Here is an 18,983-nt window from a genome sequence, read left to right on the forward strand (position 1 = left end):
CTTCCTTGCCGGTCGAAGAAAAGAGCGGGGCTTCGACAGGCTCAGCCCGAACGGAACAGGGGTGGTCGCTGTGACCGAATTCTTCCAAAACCTTGGCATGTCCTACGAATGGGCGTGGGGCGTCGCGACCGTCTGCGGCATCCTGCTGATCGCATTGCCGCTGATGCTCGCGGTGGCGATGATCATCTATGCCGACCGCAAGATCTGGGCGGCGATGGCGCTGCGGCGCGGGCCGAACGTCGTCGGCCCCTTCGGGCTGCTGCAGAGCTTCGCCGACGGCCTGAAGGTGTTCCTGCAGGAAACCATCATCCCCAGCTCGGCGAACCGCGGGCTGTTCCTGATCGCGCCGATCATCACCTTCACGGTCGCGCTGATGGCGTGGGCGGTGATCCCGTTCAACTCGGGCGCGGTACTCGCCGACATCAATGTCGGGCTGCTCTATATCCTCGCGGTCAGTTCGCTCGGCGTATACGGCGTCATCCTGTCGGGCTGGTCGTCGAACTCCAAATATCCCTTCTTTTCCGCGATGCGCGCCTCGGCGCAGATGATCAGCTATGAAGTCTCGATCGGCTTCATCCTGATCGGCGTCGTGCTGTTCGCCGACAGCTTCAACCTGAACGAGATCGTCCGGGTGCAGCAGGGCCACGGGCTCGGCATCGTCAATGCCTTCGGCTTCAACCTGCTGCTCTTTCCGCTCGCGGTGCTGTTCTTCATATCGTCGCTGGCCGAGACCGCGCGTACCCCGTTCGATCTGACCGAGGCCGAAAGCGAGCTCGTCGCGGGCTATCAGACCGAATATTCGTCGATGAGCTTCGCGCTCTTCTGGCTCGGCGAATATGCGAACGTGCTGCTGATGTGCACGCTCAACGCGGTGCTTTTCTGGGGCGGATGGCTGCCGCCGATCGACTGGGCGCCGCTCTATGCCGTCCCCGGCATTATCTGGCTGTTCGCGAAGATCCTGTTCTTCTTCTTCGCCTTCTCGTGGGTGAAGGCCACCGTCCCGCGCTACCGCTACGACCAGCTCATGAGGCTGGGCTGGAAGGTTTTTCTGCCGATCTCGCTGATCTGGGTGTTCCTGGTGTCCGGCTATCTGATGCTGACGAGGTATTCATGAGTAACATCGCCCATCTCGTCAGAACCTTCACCCTGTGGGAGTTCGTGCAGGCGCACTGGTTGACGCTGAAATATTTCTTCAAGCCGAAGGCGACGATCAACTATCCGTTCGAGAAGAACCCGCTGTCGCCGCGTTTCCGTGGCGAACATGCGCTGCGCCGCTATCCGAACGGCGAGGAGCGCTGCATCGCGTGCAAGCTGTGCGAGGCGGTCTGCCCGGCGCAGGCGATCACGATCGAGGCGGAACCGCGCGACGACGGGTCGCGTCGCACGACGCGCTACGACATCGACATGACCAAGTGCATCTATTGCGGCTTCTGTCAGGAAGCGTGCCCGGTCGACGCGATCGTCGAGGGGCCGAATTTCGAATTCGCGACCGAAACGCGCGAGGAACTGCTCTATGACAAGGCGAAACTGCTTGCCAACGGCGACAAATGGGAGCGCGCGATCGCGGCCAACCTTGCCGCCGACGCGCCCTATCGGTAAGGGCGCGCGCACATGATTCAGCTCATTGCCTTCTATCTCTTCGCGACCATCACCATCGCCTCGGCCGCGATGGTCATCTTCGCGCGCAATCCGGTCCACAGCGTCATGTGGCTGATCCTTGCCTTCTTCAACGCGGCGGGGCTGATGCTGCTCGCAGGGGCGGAGTTCATCGCGATGCTGCTCGTCATCGTCTATGTCGGCGCGGTCGCGGTGCTGTTCCTGTTCGTCGTGATGATGCTCGACATCGACTTCGCCGAGCTGCGCGCCGGTTTCGTGCGCTATCTGCCGCTGGGCGCGCTCGTCGCGATCATCCTGGCGGCGGAACTGGTCTTCGCGGTCGGCGCGTGGAACGCCGGCGGGGTCGATCTGGCCGCGCGCGTGGCGCCGGTGGCCGAGGATGCCAGCAATATCCAGCAGATCGGCGAACTGCTCTATACGCGCTACATCTTCCTGTTCGAGGCGGCGGGCATCGTCCTGCTCGTCGCGATGATCGGGGCGATCGCGCTGACGCATCGCCAGCGGGGCGGGACGCGCGGCCAGAATATCGCCGCGCAGAACCGCCGCCGCCCGCACGAAGCGACGCGGCTGGTCGATCCGGGCGTCGGGCAGGGGATGGAATTGTGATTTCGATCGGCCATTATCTCGCCGTCTCGGCGGTGCTGTTCACGCTCGGCGTGCTCGGCATCTTCATCAACCGCAAGAATATCATCGTCATCCTGATGGCGATCGAGCTGATCCTGCTCGCGGTGAACATCAATCTCGTCGCGTTCAGCGCCGCGCTCGGCGATCTTGTCGGGCAGGTGTTCGCGATGTTCGTACTGACCGTCGCCGCCGGCGAGGCGGCGATCGGGCTCGCGATTCTGGTCATCTATTTCCGCGGACGCGGCACCATCGCCGTCGACGATGCCAACCGGATGAAGGGGTAAGCCGGTGATCCAGGCTATCGTTTTCCTGCCGCTGCTCGCGGCCCTTGTCGCAGGCCTCGGCCAGCGCGTCATCGGCACCTTCGCGTCGAAGATCGTGACGACGGGCGCGCTGTTCGCAAGCTGCGCGCTGAGCTGGCCGATCTTCCTGTCCTTCCTCGGCGGACACGCCGAGCCGAGCGTGACGCCGGTGCTGCACTGGGTCTCTTCGGGCGCGATGCAGTTCAACTGGGAATTGCGCGTCGACACGCTGACCGCGGTGATGCTGGTCGTGGTCACGACGGTCTCGGCGCTCGTCCATCTTTATAGCTGGGGCTATATGGAGGAGGACCCGGATCAGCCGCGCTTCTTCGCCTATCTGTCGCTCTTCACCTTCGCGATGCTGATGCTGGTGACCGCGAACAACCTCGTCCAGATGTTCTTCGGCTGGGAAGGCGTCGGTCTCGCCTCCTATCTGCTGATCGGTTTCTGGTACAAGAAACCGAGCGCCAATGCCGCGGCGATCAAGGCGTTCGTCGTCAACCGCGTCGGCGACCTGGGCTTCATGCTCGGCATCTTCGGCACCTTCCTGGTGTTCAATACCGTCTCGATCCCCGAAATCCTGGCCGCCGCGCCGGGCATGGCGGGCTCGACGATCGGCTTCCTCGGCATGCGGCTCGACACGATGACCGTGCTCTGCCTGCTGCTGTTCGTCGGCGCGATGGGCAAGTCGGCGCAGCTCGGGCTGCACACATGGCTTCCCGACGCGATGGAGGGCCCGACCCCGGTCAGCGCGCTGATCCACGCCGCGACGATGGTGACCGCGGGCGTGTTCATGGTCTGCCGCCTGTCGCCGATGTTCGAGGCCGCGCCGATCGCGCTCGGCGTCGTCACCTTCGTCGGCGCCGCGACCTGCTTCTTCGCCGCGACGGTCGGCACGACGCAGTGGGACATCAAGCGCGTCATCGCCTATTCGACCTGTTCGCAGCTCGGCTACATGTTCTTCGCGGCGGGCGTCGGCGCCTATGGCGCGGCGATGTTCCACCTGTTCACGCACGCCTTCTTCAAGGCGCTGCTGTTCCTCGGCGCCGGCTCGGTCATCCACGCGATGCACCACGAGCAGGACATGCGCTATTATGGCGCGCTCAGGAAGCATATCCCGCTGACCTATTGGGCGATGATGGCGGGGACGCTGGCGATCACCGGCGTCGGCATCGCGGGCGTGTTCGGCTTCGCCGGCTTCTATTCGAAGGACGGCATCCTCGAGGCGGCCTATGCCGCGGGCGGCGGCGGTCGGATCGCCTTCTGGGTCGGCACCTTCGCGGCGCTGCTGACGAGCTTCTATTCATGGCGTCTCGTCTTCCTGACCTTCTTCGGCAAGCCGCGCTGGGCCGCGAGCGAGCATATCCAGCATGCCGTGCACGGCGATCATCACGATCATCCGGCCGATGAGCATTCGGGCGACGATGTCCATCACGCACACGCAGCCGACGCGCATGAAGGTACGGCGGGCTATCACCCGCACGAAAGCCCGATCTCGATGCTGATCCCGCTCGGCGTGCTGTCGCTCGGTGCGGTATTGGCGGGCTTCCTTTTCAACCACCCGTTCATCTATCCCGAAGAAGGTGCGGCGTTCTGGAAGGGCAGCATCTTCTTCAACGAACATCTGATGCACGCCGCGCACGAGGTGCCGACGCTCATCAAATGGATGCCCTTCACCGCCATGGCGATCGGGCTTGTGATCGCGTGGAACAGCTATATCCGCAACACGGCGCTGCCGGCGCGCTTCGTCGCGCAGTTCGGGCTGCTGTATAAATTCCTGTTCAATAAATGGTATTTCGACGAGCTCTTTAACATCCTGTTCGTGAAGCCCGCCTTCGCGATCGGCCGCTTCTTCTGGAAGCGCGGGGATGAGGGGACCATCGACCGCTTCGGCCCCGATGGCGCCGCAGCGCTCGTCCAGGGGGGGACCCGGCTCGCGGTCCGGCTGCAATCGGGTTATGTTTATGGATATGCGTTTGTGATGCTGCTCGGTCTCGTCGGCCTTGCAAGCTGGGCGATGGTGAGGTTCCTGTGAGCGAGCTTCCCATCCTTTCGCTGATGCTGGCGATCCCCACGGTCGCCGCCATCCTGTGCCTGTTGCTCGAGGCGAAGCCCGCGCGGCAGGTAGCGCTCGCGGCGACGCTGGCCGATCTCGCGCTCGGCATCGCGCTGTGGGCGAATTTCGACATCGGCGGCGCGCAATGGCAGTTCGTCGAGCGCGCCGACCTGTTCGGCCGTTTCCAGTGGGCGCTCGGCGTCGATGGCGTCGCGATGATGCTGATCGTGCTCAGCACCTTCCTGATGCCGCTGTGCATCCTCGCGAGCTGGGAATCGATCAAGCAGCGCGTCGGCCTCTACATGGCGATGTTCCTGATCATGGAAGTCATCATGATCGGCGTTTTCGCGGCGCAGGATCTGCTGCTGTTCTATATCTTCTTCGAAGGCGTGCTGATCCCGATGTATCTGATCATCGGCATCTGGGGCGGGCAAAACCGCATCTATGCCGCGTTCAAATTCTTCCTCTACACGCTGCTCGGCTCGGTGCTGATGCTCGTCGCGATGATCGCGATGATCCGCGAGGCGGGGACGACCGAGATTCCGGTCCTGTTGAACTATGATTTCCCGCCCGAGATGCAGACCTGGCTGTGGCTCGCCTTCTTCGCGAGCATGGCGGTCAAGATGCCGATGTGGCCGGTCCACACCTGGCTGCCCGACGCGCACGTTCAGGCGCCCACCGCGGGCTCGATGATCCTGGCGGGCGTGCTGCTGAAGATGGGGTCTTACGGCTTCCTGCGCTTCATGATGCCGATGTTCCCCGACGCCTCGGCGCAGTTCATGTGGCTCGTCTTCGCGTTGTCGATGATCGCGGTCGTCTACACCAGCCTCGTCGCGCTGGTGCAGAGCGACATGAAGAAGCTGATCGCCTATTCGTCGGTCGCGCACATGGCGATCGTCACCGCGGGCCTCTATGCCTTCAACCAGCGGGGAATCGAGGGCGCGCTGATCATCATGCTGAGCCACGGCGTCGTCTCGGCCGCGCTCTTCTTCTGCGTCGGCGTGATCTACGACCGGCTGCACACGCGCGAGATCAGCCGCTATGGCGGGCTTGCGGTCAACATGCCGGCCTATTCGCTGTTCTTCATGCTGTTCACCATGGCGTCGATCGGGCTGCCGGGGACGAGCGGCTTCGTCGGCGAGTTCCTGAGCCTCGCCGGCATCTATGAAGCGTCGAGTTGGGCTGCCCTTGCCTGCACCACCGGTATCATCCTGGGCGCCGCCTACATGCTCTATCTCTATCGCCGCATCGTGTTCGGCGAACTGACCAAGGACGATGTGAAGGCCATGCCCGACATCAAGCCCCGCGAATGGGCGATCTTCGTGCCGCTCGCCGCGGTCGCGCTGTGGATGGGCATCTATCCCGAAAGCTTCCTTGCGCCGATGCGCGGCGACGTGACGACGGTCGTCGCGCGGCTCGCGCCCGCCAAGCCTGCGGGCGACGCGCAGCTTGCCGCCGGCAAGCCCAAGGCCGCGAACGCTGCCCACGGCGACGCGCATCATGCGGGAGGCGTGCAATGACCGCCGATCTCGCGCTCATCTGGCCCGAACTGATCCTGACGATCGGCGGGCTGATCACCCTGATGATCGGCGCCTTCGCGGGCGACCGCCGGGTCGGGCTTTATCAGGCCGTCGCCCTGCTGGTGCTCGCGGGCGCGGCCGTCGCGGTCGTCGCGCTGTTCGGGACCGAGGCATCGGTCTTTTCGGGCACGCTCGCGGTCGATGGCTTCGGCGGCTTCGCGAAGCTGATCATCTATGCCGCGAGCTTCGTCTGCATCGCGATTGCGCCGCGCTATTTTGGCGACACGATGCGCGCCGAATATTCGGCGCTGATCGTTTTCGCGGCGCTCGGCATGGGCATCATGGCCTCGTCGCGCGACCTGATGACGCTCTATGTCGGGCTCGAGCTCAACAGCCTCGCGTCCTACGTCCTCGCCAGCTTCATGCGGGGCGACGACCGGTCGAGCGAAGCGGGACTCAAATATTTCGTCCTCGGGGCGCTCGCCTCGGGCATCCTGCTCTTCGGCATCTCGCTGCTCTATGGTTTCTCGGGCACCACCGATTTCGCGGGCGTCGCCGCGGCGATGACGGGCGAGGTCGATATCGGCCTGCTGTTCGGCATCGTCTTCGTGATCGCGGGCCTGGCGTTCAAGATCAGTGCCGTGCCATTCCACATGTGGACCCCGGACGTCTATGAAGGCGCGCCAACGCCGGTGACGACCTTCTTCGCCAGCGCACCGAAGGTCGCGGCGATGGCATTGCTCGTGCGCGTCCTGATCGATGCGATGGGCGCCGAGGGTCCGGCGCTCGCGGCGTGGCAGCAGATCATCATCTTCCTGTCGCTCGCCTCGATCATTCTCGGCGCGGTCGGAGCGATCGGGCAGAAGAACATCAAGCGCCTGCTCGCTTATTCGTCGATCAACAATGTCGGCTTCATGCTGATCGGTCTCGCCGCCGGAACGCAGCAGGGGGTCGAAGCGGTGCTGACCTATCTGCTCGTCTATGTCGTCACGACGATCGGCGCCTTCCTGTTCGTCATGCAGCTTCGCGACGCCGACGGGCGGATGGTCGAAAGCATTCCGGCCTATGCCGGCCTGTCGAAGCGCCAGCCCGGGCTCGCCGCAGCGATGGCGGTGTTCCTGTTCAGCCTCGCCGCGATTCCGCCGCTGTTCGGCTTCTGGCCCAAGTATCTGGTATTCGAGGCCGCGGTGAACGCGGGGCTCGTGCCGCTGGCGTTCGCCGGGGTCGTCGTGTCGGTGATCGGCGCCTTTTACTATATCGCGATCGTCAAGACGATGTACTTCGACGACGAGGCCGAGGCGGCCATCCGCAATGATGGGTCGCGGGTCGAGGGCGCGGTGATCGCCGTCAGCGCGCTGTGGCTGTCGGTGATCGGCTATCTGTTCATCCCGATGCTGGCGGTGGCCGCGGCGAGCGCCGCTTCGGTGCTGTTCTGATCCCGCCGATCGAGCGGACCCAGCAGACCGGTTCGACCAATGCCGACCTGCTGGCGCGGCTGGCGCGCGGCGAACATGTCGGCGAGGGGCATTGGCTGATCGCCGACCGCCAGACCGCGGGGCGCGGGCGGCTCGGTCGTCCGTGGGGCGACGGGCAGGGCAATTTCATGGGATCGACCGTCGTGCAGCTCGCCGCCGGCGATCCGTCGCCTGCGACGCTGGCGCTGGTCGTCGGAGTCGCGCTGGCCAAGGTGGTGAAGGCCTTTGCCCCGTCGGTGCCGTTGCAGCTCAAATGGCCGAACGATCTGCTCGTCGACGGGGCGAAATGCTCGGGCATATTGCTCGAACGCAGCGGCGATGCCGTGGTGATCGGCATCGGGGTCAATCTGGTCTCGGCACCCGATCTGCCCGATCGTCCGACCTTCACCTTCGCGAGCCGGGGCGTGGCGATCGACCGCGACCGCTTTGCCAAGGCGCTGGCGGTCGCGCTGGTCGAGGCGCTCCGCACCTGGCGGCGGGAGGGCGTGACGCGCATCGTCGACGCCTGGCTGCCGCTCGGCCATCCGGTCGGTACGCCGCTGCATGTGTCGGAGCAGGGGGTCGACGGCACGTTCGACGGTCTCGCGCCCGACGGCGCGCTCCGCTTGCGCCGCGAGGGCGGTGAGGTCATGCTGATCCATGCGGGCGACATCGAACTGCGCCGCCCGCTCCAGGAAGGGAATTAGCCCGTGCTGCTTGCCATCGATGTCGGCAACACCAACGCCAAGTTCGCCGTCTTCTGCGACGCCGAGCCGCTCGCGCGGTGGCGGATCGCGACCGACGACCGGCGCACGGCCGACGAATATATGGTCTGGCTCGACCAACTCCTGCGCCTCGAGGGACTCGATCGCGGCGAGATCGACGCGGTTATCATCTCGACCGTCGTGCCGCGCGCGCTCCACAATCTGCAATTGCTCGCCGACAAATATTTCGGCGTCGAGGCGCTGGTCGCCGGGCGCGAGCCGGCGAGTTGGGGCATCGCGCTCAAGGTCGACGAGCCGCAGGCGGTCGGCGCCGACCGCGCGTGCAACGCCATTTCGTCGCAAGCGATCGAGCCGGGCAAGGACAAGCTCGTCATCAGCTTCGGCACCGCGACGACTTTCGACCATATCGGCCCCGACGGCGCCTATCTGGGCGGGATCATCGCGCCGGGGGTCAATTTGTCGCTCGAAGCGCTGGTCAACGCCGCCGCGAAGCTGCCGCGTATCGCGATCGAGGCGCCCGCGTCGAGCAGCGTGATCGGGCGCACGACCGAAAGCCAGATGCTGATCGGCGTCTATTGGGGCTATGTCGCGATGATCGAGGGGCTGATCGCGCGGATGCGGGCCGAGATCGACAAGCCGCTCACCATCATCGCGACCGGCGGCCTCGCGATCCTGTTTCAGGAACAGGCCCACCTGTTCGACCGCGTCGAGCCCGACCTGACATTGAACGGGCTGATGCATCTTTATAACCAGCGGAGCCCGACATCATGACCGTTCCCGGCAAGGAACTGCTTTTCCTCGCGCTCGGCGGGTCGGGCGAGATCGGCATGAACGCCAATCTCTATGGCTGCGACGGCAAGTGGATCATGCTCGACCTGGGCGTCAGCTTCGGCACGCCCGACTATCCGGGCATCGACATCGTGATGCCCGACCTCGAGTTCATCGAGGATCGGCGCAAGGATCTGCTCGGCATCGTGCTGACCCATGGGCACGAGGATCATATCGGTGCCATCCCCTATCTCGCCGCCGAGCTTGGCGTGCCGCTCTATGCCAATCGCTTCACCGCGGGGCTGATCGCGCACAAGCTCGCCGAAGAGGGGATGGAGAAGGAGGTCGAGGTCCATATCGTCGATTTCGACGCCAGCTTCCGTCTCGGCCCGTTCGGGCTGCGCATGGTGCCGCTCGCGCACTCGATCCTCGAAATGAGCGCCGTGGTCATCGACACCCCCTATGGCCGCATCTTCCACACCGGCGACTGGAAGCTCGACGAGGAACCGATCCTCGGCAAGCCGGCGACCGCGGCGGCGCTGACCGCGATCGGCGACGAGGGCGTCGATGTGCTCGTCTGCGATTCGACCAATGTCTTCAACGCCGAAGCATCGGGGAGCGAGGGCGACCTGCGCGCCGGTCTCGTCGCGGCGGTCGGCGAGGCCAAGGGGCGGGTGGTCGTCACCACCTTCGCCTCGAACGCGGCGCGGCTCCACACATTGGGCGAGGTCGCGCGCGCCACCGGACGCAGCCTTTGCGTCGCCGGGCGCTCGCTCGACCGCATCCTCGGCGTCGCGCGCTCGGTCGGCTATCTCAAGGACTTTCCGCCGACGGTCGATTACGACGAGGCGATGCGGCTGCCGCGCGACCAGGTCATGGTGATCGCGACCGGCGGGCAGGGCGAGCCGCGCGCCGCGCTCGCGCGCATGGCGGGCGACGTTCACCAGATCAAGCTGGAGGCGGGCGACACGGTCGTCTTTTCATCGAAGCAGATTCCGGGGAACGAGATCGCGATCGGGCGGATCATGAATCAGCTCGCCGCGAAGGACGTGCTCACCGTCACCGAGAAGCAGGCGCATATCCACGTCAGCGGCCATCCGGGCAAGCCCGAACTCGCCGCGCTTTACGGCTGGCTGCGGCCGAAGCTGATCGTGCCGGTGCATGGCGAAATCCGCCATATGCACGAGCAGGCGCGCTTCGCGGTCGAACGCGGCGTGCGAACGGCGCTGGTGCAGGAGAATGGCGACCTCTGCCGCCTCGCGCCGGGACCGGCGAAGATCGTCGAGCGCGTCCGCTCGGGGCGCCTCGTCCTCGACGGCGACGTAATCCTTCCCGCCGATGGCGAGACGCTGAACGAGCGGCGCAAGCTGTCGCTCAACGGTCAGATGTCGGTCGCCGTCGTCTTGCGCGACGGGCGCTTCGAGGACAGCGAAATCCGCTATCGCGGCGTGCCGGTCGAGGATGACCGCGAGACCTTTCTCGAGGAGCTGAACGAGGCGGCGGAGCAGGCCGCGACGGGCAAGGCGCGCGACCGCGACGCGCTGAGTGAGGCGATCCGCCTTGGCGTGCGGCGCGTCGCAACCGAATGGACCGGCAAGAAGCCGATCGTCGACGTGCTGATCGTCGATATCTGATGCGGAGGATCGGGCGATGAAATGGACGTCGGCACTCGCCATCTATTTCCTGCTGTGGGTGTTCAGCGCCTTCTTCGTGCTGCCTTTCCACGGCCGCCGATCCGAGGACGACGCGGTGCCACAGGTCAGGGGGCAGGAGCCGGGCGCGCCGGCGCGCATCCGGCCATTGCGCATTCTGCTCCAGATGACGATCGTCAGCGCGATCGTCTTCCTCGCCTTCTATCTTGCCTATCATCTGGGCTGGGTCGACCCCGACGTCATCGCCGGGCGGGCGTGATACGGGCAGCCTCCGTCAGAAGTACCGCCGGCACCCTTGTCATTCCCGCGAAAGCGGGAATCCAGAGCGAGCCTCGGCTGATCCCACGCTGGATTCCCGCTTTCGCGGGAATGAAAAAGGGGAGGGAACAGCCGTCATCGCAGAAACCCGATCAGCCCCGCAGCCGGTCTATCGCCTGGGCGAGCGCGACATAGAGCTTGCCGATGTCGGACGAGAGCAGGGTCACGCTGATCGCGGAACCGTCGCGCGCGCCGATCAGCAGGCGGAGCATCGCCTCGAAATCGTGGATGAACTGATTGACCGCGGCGTGGAAGCCGTCGTCGCTCTGATAGAGGCGCAGGATTTCCTTTGCCTCGCCGCTCTCGACCAGCTTGACCGCGCGCCGCGCAAAGACGCCGCGGTCGCCCTTCAGATAGGCGTCCCATGCGGTATCGCTGACCTCTTGCGACAGGATCTTGGTCACGTCGATCGCGGTCGATTTGAGCGCCTCGGTCAGGAGGCCGACCTGCTTGGCGAGCGAATCGCGGTCGGAGGCGGCGATCGCCTGTTCGGCCTCGATCGCGCGCTGCTCGACGCTCGCGCTCGTGTCCATGATCGTGATCATCTGGCGCATCAGCCGGTCGGCGGCGCCGTTCGCGGCCTCGACCGCGCGCTGCGACGCCGCCTCGATCGCGGCGAGCTGCGTCGTCACCTCGGTCTTGAAGGCGGCGTCGATCGCTTCGGTCGCGGTTGCCTCCATCGCTTCGCGGGCGCCGGCGACCAGCGCATCGAGCGTCTTGCGCGCATCGGCGGCGGCGGCTTCGGCGGTGCCGCGCACCTCGCCCAGCGTCGCGGCCATCTTCGCGCCGCCCTGTTCGGCGAATTCGTCGGCCCCGGCGCGCAGCCTGGCGAGCGCGGCGTCAGCCTCGCCGAGCGCGCCGTTGATCCGCTCCACCAATGCCTGCTGCGTTTCGGCGTGACCCGTCATCTGCGCTTCGTTGGTCTGCAGCGTCGCCTTTACCGCATTGACGTGCGACAGGGTCGACTGGGCAACCATCTCCGACGCTTCGAGCATCGGCTTCATCTGGGCGAGGGCGGACCGCGTCGTCTTGCCGTGCGCGTCCATGCGATCGAGCGCGCGCGGCAGCGTCTCGTCGAGTTCGCGTGTGACCGCGTCGAGCGCCAGCAGCAGCGATTCGGCGTGCGTGATGAGCTGATGCGCCGAACTGTTACCCTTGGTCGTTTCGACCATGAAGGCCTCGAGCTGTCCCTTGGTGTCCTCGATCGCCTTGCCGATGACGCCGCTCGACGCCGAGACGCTGACGTCAAGCAGTTCGAGCTGTTCCTGGACGGCAGCGACATCGCCCTTGATCCGCTGCGCCAGCGCCTCGCTCGCCTCGCCATGCGCCGAGATCCCGGCCCCGATTGCATCGCCGGCCTCGCGCGCCGCAGCGAGCCGCGCATCGAGCTGCGATGCAGCGCCGTCGACGCCCTCGCGGAACAGCCGCAGGCTCTCGTCCATGCGGTCGGACAGTGCCGCGACCGTCGCGGTCATGTCGTCGCGCGCGGTCGCCGCCGCGCTGCTGATCTGGGCCAGGGTCTTGCCGTGCGCGCCCGTGACCTGTGCCGAGGCGGCGAGCAGTTCAGCCTCGGTCGTTTTGGTTCGAGCCTGCAACGCCGCGATCGCCTCATCGAGGCTGGTGGCCGATGCCTGCCCGGTTTCGGCCGCCCTGGTCGCTTCCTCGGCGAGCGCGGCAAGCCTGGCCTCGAGGTTGGCGCCCTGTTGATGCGCAACCAGTCCGGCCTCGCGAAAATTGACGGCAAGGCGCTGCGCGACATCGTCGATCCGGGGCAGGCCGGCGAGCAGCCCGTCCATGCGCTGCATCGCGACGTCGCCCGAGCGCGCGAGCTGGTCGTTCGCATTGGCGATCACTGATGCGTTGCTGGCAAGCCGGTCGCTGCTTTCGTGGAGCCGGGCCGCGGCGTCGAGGCCGAGTTGCTGGACGATCCTGGCCTGATCCGAAAGCTGCTGTTGCGCATCGGCGAGATGCTGGCCGAGCGAGCGCAACGATTCCCCGAGCGTCGCATTTTCGGAGCGCAGCGCCGCCGCGACCCTCGCGAAGCGGGCCTGCTCCGACCGTCCCGACCGCAGCCAGGCCATCCACAAAACCGCGAGCAACGTCAACGGCATGGCGATAGTCGCGATCAGCGCGGGCCAGTCGGCCAGCGCAGGGATGTGCGCGAAGCCGTCGGTCGCGGCCAATGCCGCGAAAAGGGTCCAGCCAGTCGCGAGAAGACCCAGCAGCGTGGGGCCCGTGCGGTCGCGCCATGGCGTGTCGGCGGGGGCCTCGTCGGCCTCGTCGCTTTCGGCAAGTGCTGACATGTCGAGCCATTCGCGCTCGGTTGACGGTTCGGCGCGGCTTTCGCCCGCTTCGTCCGCGCCCATAGGTTCGGCCGTCGCGGCCTCGGCCGCCGGCGTTTCGGTCGCATCCGAGCTCGTCGCGGAATCCCGCCACAAACCGACGATTTTCTTATGCCCCGTCATGCCCCCATCTTACCAGCAAATGACGGTCGCGAAACCCAAACTTAACCATGGCCTGCCAAGGCAGCGGGATGTCCTTCGACAGCGGCCCCATCGATCGCTATCTGAGCGCCGCCTTCGGCGACGATGCCGCCATGGCAGAAGATTTGCGTCGCGCCTTTGTTGGCAGCGCGCGCGATCTGGCCGACCTGATGCGCCGCGCGCGCTGCGATGCGAACTGGGCTGTCGCCGCAGAGCGCCTGAAGGGCCTGGCGGCGACCTTCGGTATCGTGCCGCTGATCCAACTCGCCGAAGAAGCCATCGCGGGTGCCCCCGGCGATCCGGCGGTGCTGCGCCGTATTACGGCCGCGCTCGACGCCATCTCCTGACCCCGTCTTCGACGAACCGGGTTCAATCCCCGTTCAGCCGTTCGGCGCCAGTGCGAATCGATCCTGGCTGTCTTGCCTTGGCAACGCGAGCGGTCTAGCCGCGTTACCGAATTGCGGTCGCCCCGACAGCGACCGCTTCAGAGGAGAGATTTTGATGTTTCACCGTTTCCGCTCGATGCCCGCGACGGCGATGGCGGCCGTGCTGGGCTGTGCGCTGATGGCGACCGCCGCGACCCCTGCCGTGGCCCGTGAAAAGCAGAAGAAGGAAGACACTGCCCAAGGGCCAAAGCTTTCGCCGAGCAAAGGCTTCATGCCCATCGCCCAGAAGATGGACGAGACGCTGAAGAAGAAGGATGCGGCGGGCCTGCAAGCGGCCGTCACCGAAGGTCAGAGCGCCGCGACGTCGAACGACGATAAATATTTCCTGGGTTTCTATACGTTGCAGCTCGGCGTTCTGACGAAGGATCAGGCGCTGCAGGCGCAGGGGCTCGACACCGCGCTCGAATCGGGGGTGGTGCCGGCGACCGACGCGGCGGTCTATAATTTCTTCTCCGGCCAGTTCGCCTATCAGGCGAAGGATTATGCCAAAGCGGCCCAGCGGCTCGAAGCGGCGCACGCCGCCGGGTCCACCGAAGCGGCGCTGCCCGACGTGCTGCTCGACAGCTATGTGAAATCGGGTCAGGTCGACAAGGGCGTCGCCTTCGCCAAGGACACGATCACCAAGGCGCTCGCCGCCGGCCAGCGGCCGTCTGAGCAAATGTTCGTCATCCCCGCGCGCGCGCTGCAGGAAGCGAACCGCAACGACGAGATGTTCGATATGCTGGCGCTGCGCGTCCAGGCCTATCCGAACCCGCAGACCTGGAACCAGACGCTGCGGTTGCTGCTCGGCACCACCAGCGGCAACAAAGCCATGTCGCTCGACGTCTTCCGCCTGATGCGCGCAACCGGTTCGCTGCTCAACCGGAATGAAGTCGCCGAATATGCAGCGCTCGCGACCGAGGGGGCGCTGCCCGGCGAAGCCGTCTCCGTTATCCGCGACAGCAAGCAGAGCGGAATCGTGAAAGCCAGCGATTCGCAGCTCAACGACATGTTGAAAACACAGACCGAGCGCGCCGGCGACGAGGAGTCGACGCTCGACGCCTATGCGAAGAAGCCGTCCACGCTTTCGAACCCCAAGGTTGCGGGTGCTACCGGGGATGCGCTCATCGGCTACGGCCATTATGCTCAGGCGATTCCGCTCTATCAGGCTGCCGCGTCGGCGGGCGGTGCGGACAAGGAGACGTGGACCTATCGTCTTGCGGTGGCTCAGGCGTTGTCCGGCGACACCGCCGCCGCCAAGGCGGGTTTCGGGCAGATTACCGGAGCCTACAAGCTGCTCAGCCGTTTCTGGGTCGCCAAGCTCGATGCGGTTCCCGCCGCCCCCGCGGCTGCGGCACCCGCCGCTCCGGCACAGCCCACCACCGGGGGCTGAGGTCGCGACCGACCAAAAGGGAAGGGGGCGCCACTCGAAAGGATGGCGCCCCCTTTTCGATTCGGCGGATAGAGCGCGTCAGAGTTCGACGGGAATCCCGGCCAGTTGCTTGGCGGTGCGAATCGTCAACGACGTCTTGACGCTGGTGACATTGGGCGCCGACGTCAGATGCGCGGTCAGGAAGGATTGAAAGCTCTGCAGATCGCGCGCGACCACCTTGAGCAGAAAGTCGATCTCGCCGTTCAGCATATAGCATTCGCGCACTTCGGCGAGGCTTCCGACATAATCCTCGAACGCCTTGAGGTCGGCTTCGGCCTGACTGCGCAGGCTGACCATCGCGAACACGGTGATGCCGTAGCCGAGCTTCGAGGCGTCGAGGTCGGCATGATAGGACCGGATGACCCCCGATTCTTCGAGGGCGCGGACCCGGCGCAGGCAGGGCGGGGCGGTCAGCCCGACCATCTGCGCCAGTTCGACATTGGTGATCCGGCCGTTTTTCTGGAGTTCGCCGAGAATCTGCAAGTCGATCTGATCGAATTTTTGGCTCGCCATTTTGTAACTTCCGCTTTCCAAGCTTGCGGCGACCATAATATTATTTCAGCCGATTGCAATTGTCCCACAATGCGACGCGATGGTTAAGACACTTTCATGACCGGCGGATTCACGCTAGCCGACAAGGATACGCTAACCAATGAACCGGGTGTGGGGCCGCTCCGCGTGACTGTTGACACGATGATCGCGACGATCTTGCGCCAGGCGCCAACGGACGCGCGCGCCAGCGTCGCGGCGTGGCGGCAAATCTCCGATATTCTCGCGCAGCGCGGCAATCAACTGGCGGATGACGATATTCGCCGGTCGCTGCACGCGCTCGCGGTGCTGCGCCGCGACGTCCCGGAAAAGGTCCGCCGCGACTGCGCCCAAGCCGTCGCCCGACACGGCCGTTTCGCACCGCTCGTGGCCTTCTATGCCAACGACGTTCCCGCTGTCTCGGCGACGATGCTGCGCAAGGCCCGGCTTTCGGAGGCCGACTGGCTGGCGATGCTGCCCGCGACCGGACCGATGGCGCGTTCGGTCCTGGCCGGGCGCGAGGATCTGCCGACCGCCGTGCGCCGCGCGCTCGCCGCGATGGGCAGCGGATCGGTCGCACTGCCGCAACCCGACGGTCTTGCCGAGTCCGACCAGCCTGCCGCGGACGTCGATACGATACCGAGCCAGATCAGCGAGCTTGTCCGGCGCATCGACAAATTCCAGTCGAGTCGCAGCCAGCAGCCGGCCATCCGCAGCGCGCCGCGCGATTCCTTCCTGTTCGAGACCGGGCCCGACGGCGTCATATGCTGGGTCGAAGGCGTCGCGCGCGGTGCGATCGTCGGGCTGTCGATCGCCGAAGCCGCGTTCGGCGGCGAACCGGGCGTCGACGGCATCGCCGCCGGCGGCTTTCGCCAGCGCGCCGAGATCGTCAACGCGCGCATGATCCTGGAGGGCACGCCCGCCGATGCCGGCGAATGGCGCTTTTCGGCCTTGCCCTGGTTCGAGCCCGCGACGGGGCAGTTCCGCGGCTATCGCGGCAGCGCCCGGCGCCCGCAGCGCAACGAGACGCCTTATGGGCGGCGCGCCGAGGACTTCGGCGGCGGCGCCGGCGATTCGATCCGTCAGCTCATCCATGAACTGCGCAGCCCGCTCAACGCGATCTCGGGTTTCGCGCAGATCATCTCGGGCCAAATGTTCGGGCCCGTGAACCAGGGGTATCGAGGAATGGCCCAGGCCATCGTCGCCGACGCCACTGCGGTCCAGGCGATCATCGACGACCTCGAAACGGCCGCGAAGGCGGGCGCCAAGACGACCGCCGAGCCTGTATCCTCCGGCGACATCACCGATATCGGCGCCATATTGGTGCAGGTCGAAGCCGACCTCGCCGGCCTGTCGAACGACCATTATGTCGGCCTCAGCATCTCGCGGATCGGCGGCCCCTTTCTGGCGCAGACGGGTGAGGCGAACGCACGGCGCATGATCGGTCGCCTGTTGACCGCGCTGGTCGACGTATCCGAGCCGGGCAGTGTGCTCGTCGGCCAACTGGTCACCGAACGGGCACATGACGACATGCTGCAACTGCGCTTGGTCCGCCCCGCCGCCATCCGTTTCGCCAGCGCGGCCGAGCTGCTCGACCCCGGCTACAGCCCCGAAGGCGAGGCGCCGGGCGCTGCGATCCTCAGCCTGGGCTTTTCGCTGCGGCTTGTCGACAGCCTGGCGCGAGCGGCCGGGGGACGTCTCGATATCGGGCATAACGCCTTGACCTTGCACCTGCCCTCGGCCAACCCCAGCGCCGGGGCCGACCGGGGAGCCCGGCAGGGCGACTGACGACGAGACCCGCAGCGAAGGGAAATGGCGTGCAGCCTGGGGGCAATCTGTTCGATCGACCGGCTGCGGCGGACCTCATCGGTCTTCCGGCGGGCGAACGGCCCCGCTTCTGGGTCACGATCGATACCGAGGAGGATTTCGACTGGTCGGCGCCCTTCGCGCGGACCGGCTATCGGCTCGACTCGGTTCCGGCACTCGCCGATTGTCAGACCTATTTCGAGCAGGCGGGGGTGCGTCCCATCTATCTGGTCGACTGGCCGATCGTCGCCGACGACCGCGCGCTCGCCATCCTCGGCGCGGCGCAGGCGGCGGGGCGCTGCGATATCGGCGCCCAGCTCCACCCCTGGGTTACCCCGCCGCACGAGGAGGCGGTGAACGCGCGCAACAGCTATACCGGCAATCTCCCGTCCGACCTGCAGCGCGCGAAGATGACCGCGCTGCGTGATGCGATCCGCGACCGGTTCGGCGTTGCCCCGACGGTCTATCGCGCCGGGCGCTATGGCCTCGGTCCCGACAGCGCGTCGATGCTGGCCGAACTCGGCTTTCGCTGCGACACGTCGGTGCGCAGCGGTTTCGACTATCGTGCCGGTCACGGCCCCGATTATCGCGACGCGCCGCTTCATCCCTGGCGCGTGCGGACGCCGGCGGGCCCGCTGCTCGAAATGCCCGTGACCACGGTGTTCGGCGGACTGCTTGGCCGGGTCGGGCAGCGCTTCTATCACCGCATCGCCCGCGAAGGGACTTTGACGCGGGCGCTGATCGCGCGGCTCGGCCTGGTCGAGCGCATCGCGCTGACACCCGAGGGCATCCCCGCCGAGCGCGCGTGTCGCGCCGTCGACATCGCTATCGACCTCGGCCTGCCGGTGCTCAATTTCTCCTTTCACTCGCCGTCGTTGCAACCGGGCAATACGCCCTATGTGCGCAGCGCCGCCGATCTCGACCATCTGTATCGCTGGTGGGACGTGCTGCTCGACCATCTCGCACGGCGCGGCGTCGAGCCGACCGATGCCGACGCGATCGCGGCGATGGCGGAACCTGCGTCCGCCTGAGCGAAGCGGCTTGCCAACGTCGCGCGCGCTCCGCTATCGCCCGCACATCCCCTCGGGGGCCTGTAGCTCAATGGTTAGAGCTGGCCGCTCATAACGGCTAGGTTGCGGGTTCGAGTCCTGCCGGGCCCACCATCCCTTCTTTTCATGATGTCGATATGGTATCAATAATGCCTTGTTTAACAAGATCTTGTTGTGCATCCCTCGTCCATATCGTCTCAAGAGAGACCACGACGTCTCGTCGA

17 protein-coding genes and 1 tRNA gene are annotated in these 18,983 nt (G+C 65.9%); 16 read left to right on the plus strand and 2 right to left on the minus strand.

The genetic code is table 11. The features are described from left to right. Positions 1-70 precede the first annotated feature (70 nt). Genes nuoH through FHR21_RS16475 form a run of 11 tightly spaced genes read left to right on the plus strand, consistent with a single transcriptional unit; the run spans position 71 to position 10,977 of the window. Complete coding sequence (gene nuoH, locus FHR21_RS16425; RefSeq protein ID WP_184100281.1) at positions 71-1,114, plus strand: NADH-quinone oxidoreductase subunit NuoH; 1,044 nt, start codon at positions 71-73, stop codon at positions 1,112-1,114. Then, a complete protein-coding gene (nuoI, locus tag FHR21_RS16430) occupies positions 1,111-1,599 on the plus strand; it encodes an NADH-quinone oxidoreductase subunit NuoI (RefSeq protein WP_067183557.1) in 489 nt (162 codons plus the stop codon). Before nuoH ends, nuoI begins: the two co-directional genes overlap by 4 nt. Before the next feature lie 12 nt (positions 1,600-1,611). Further along, on the plus strand, positions 1,612-2,223 hold the full coding sequence (locus FHR21_RS16435; RefSeq protein WP_184100283.1) for an NADH-quinone oxidoreductase subunit J: 612 nt from the start codon (positions 1,612-1,614) through the stop codon (positions 2,221-2,223). After that, positions 2,220-2,525 carry an NADH-quinone oxidoreductase subunit NuoK gene (nuoK, locus tag FHR21_RS16440; RefSeq protein ID WP_338113190.1) on the plus strand — a complete coding sequence of 102 codons (306 nt, stop codon included), beginning with the start codon at positions 2,220-2,222 and terminating at the stop codon, positions 2,523-2,525. The genes FHR21_RS16435 and nuoK overlap by 4 nt, the downstream gene beginning before the upstream one ends. Positions 2,526-2,529: 4 nt before the next feature. After that, positions 2,530-4,578 carry an NADH-quinone oxidoreductase subunit L gene (gene nuoL / locus FHR21_RS16445; protein ID WP_184100285.1) on the plus strand — a complete coding sequence of 683 codons (2,049 nt, stop codon included), beginning with the start codon at positions 2,530-2,532 and terminating at the stop codon, positions 4,576-4,578. Then, complete coding sequence (locus FHR21_RS16450; RefSeq protein ID WP_184100287.1) at positions 4,575-6,119, plus strand: NADH-quinone oxidoreductase subunit M; 1,545 nt, start codon at positions 4,575-4,577, stop codon at positions 6,117-6,119. Before nuoL ends, FHR21_RS16450 begins: the two co-directional genes overlap by 4 nt. Further along, entirely contained in the window at positions 6,116-7,555 is a 1,440-nt protein-coding gene (gene nuoN, locus FHR21_RS16455; protein WP_184100289.1) for an NADH-quinone oxidoreductase subunit NuoN, read from the plus strand. The genes FHR21_RS16450 and nuoN overlap by 4 nt, the downstream gene beginning before the upstream one ends. Continuing rightward, positions 7,477-8,280 (plus strand): biotin--[acetyl-CoA-carboxylase] ligase, encoded by an 804-nt coding sequence (locus FHR21_RS16460; protein WP_184100291.1) that lies wholly within the window; start codon positions 7,477-7,479, stop codon positions 8,278-8,280. The genes nuoN and FHR21_RS16460 overlap by 79 nt, the downstream gene beginning before the upstream one ends. Positions 8,281-8,283: 3 nt before the next feature. Further along, entirely contained in the window at positions 8,284-9,069 is a 786-nt protein-coding gene (locus tag FHR21_RS16465; RefSeq protein WP_184100293.1) for a type III pantothenate kinase, read from the plus strand. Then, positions 9,066-10,700, plus strand: a complete 1,635-nt coding sequence (locus FHR21_RS16470) for a ribonuclease J (protein ID WP_184100295.1) — start codon at positions 9,066-9,068, stop codon at positions 10,698-10,700. The genes FHR21_RS16465 and FHR21_RS16470 overlap by 4 nt, the downstream gene beginning before the upstream one ends. Positions 10,701-10,716: 16 nt before the next feature. Continuing rightward, positions 10,717-10,977: a DUF1467 family protein gene (locus FHR21_RS16475; RefSeq protein ID WP_184100297.1), complete on the plus strand. Its 261-nt coding sequence runs from the start codon at positions 10,717-10,719 to the stop codon at positions 10,975-10,977. 151 nt (positions 10,978-11,128) lie between these two features. On the opposite strand, the gene FHR21_RS16480 is transcribed toward FHR21_RS16475, so the two are convergent. Next, positions 11,129-13,501, minus strand: coding sequence for a hypothetical protein (locus FHR21_RS16480; protein ID WP_184100299.1), 2,373 nt, complete (start codon positions 13,499-13,501; stop codon positions 11,129-11,131). A 68-nt stretch (positions 13,502-13,569) separates the two neighbouring features. On the opposite strand from FHR21_RS16480, the gene FHR21_RS16485 reads away from it, so the two are divergent. Both FHR21_RS16485 and FHR21_RS16490 read left to right on the plus strand, forming a co-directional pair. Beyond that, on the plus strand, positions 13,570-13,866 hold the full coding sequence (locus FHR21_RS16485; protein WP_184100301.1) for an Hpt domain-containing protein: 297 nt from the start codon (positions 13,570-13,572) through the stop codon (positions 13,864-13,866). A 154-nt stretch (positions 13,867-14,020) separates the two neighbouring features. Beyond that, complete coding sequence (locus FHR21_RS16490; protein WP_184100303.1) at positions 14,021-15,337, plus strand: tetratricopeptide repeat protein; 1,317 nt, start codon at positions 14,021-14,023, stop codon at positions 15,335-15,337. A gap of 78 nt (positions 15,338-15,415) precedes the next feature. On the opposite strand, the gene FHR21_RS16495 is transcribed toward FHR21_RS16490, so the two are convergent. Continuing rightward, on the minus strand, positions 15,416-15,889 hold the full coding sequence (locus tag FHR21_RS16495; protein ID WP_184100305.1) for an Lrp/AsnC family transcriptional regulator: 474 nt from the start codon (positions 15,887-15,889) through the stop codon (positions 15,416-15,418). A 96-nt stretch (positions 15,890-15,985) separates the two neighbouring features. On the opposite strand from FHR21_RS16495, the gene FHR21_RS16500 reads away from it, so the two are divergent. The 3 genes from FHR21_RS16500 to FHR21_RS16510 all read left to right on the plus strand — a co-directional run bounded on the left by FHR21_RS16500 (position 15,986) and on the right by FHR21_RS16510 (position 18,873). Next, positions 15,986-17,692, plus strand: a complete 1,707-nt coding sequence (locus FHR21_RS16500; RefSeq protein ID WP_246427281.1) for a histidine kinase dimerization/phospho-acceptor domain-containing protein — start codon at positions 15,986-15,988, stop codon at positions 17,690-17,692. Positions 17,693-17,721: 29 nt separating this feature from the next. Next, complete coding sequence (locus FHR21_RS16505) at positions 17,722-18,741, plus strand: polysaccharide deacetylase family protein (RefSeq protein WP_184100307.1); 1,020 nt, start codon at positions 17,722-17,724, stop codon at positions 18,739-18,741. 56 nt (positions 18,742-18,797) lie between these two features. Continuing rightward, positions 18,798-18,873: transfer RNA gene (locus FHR21_RS16510), tRNA-Ile, on the plus strand. Positions 18,874-18,983: the final 110 nt, after the last annotated feature.

The organism is Sphingopyxis panaciterrulae, assembly GCF_014199295.1.
Classification (GTDB): Bacteria; Pseudomonadota; Alphaproteobacteria; order Sphingomonadales; family Sphingomonadaceae; genus Sphingopyxis; species Sphingopyxis panaciterrulae.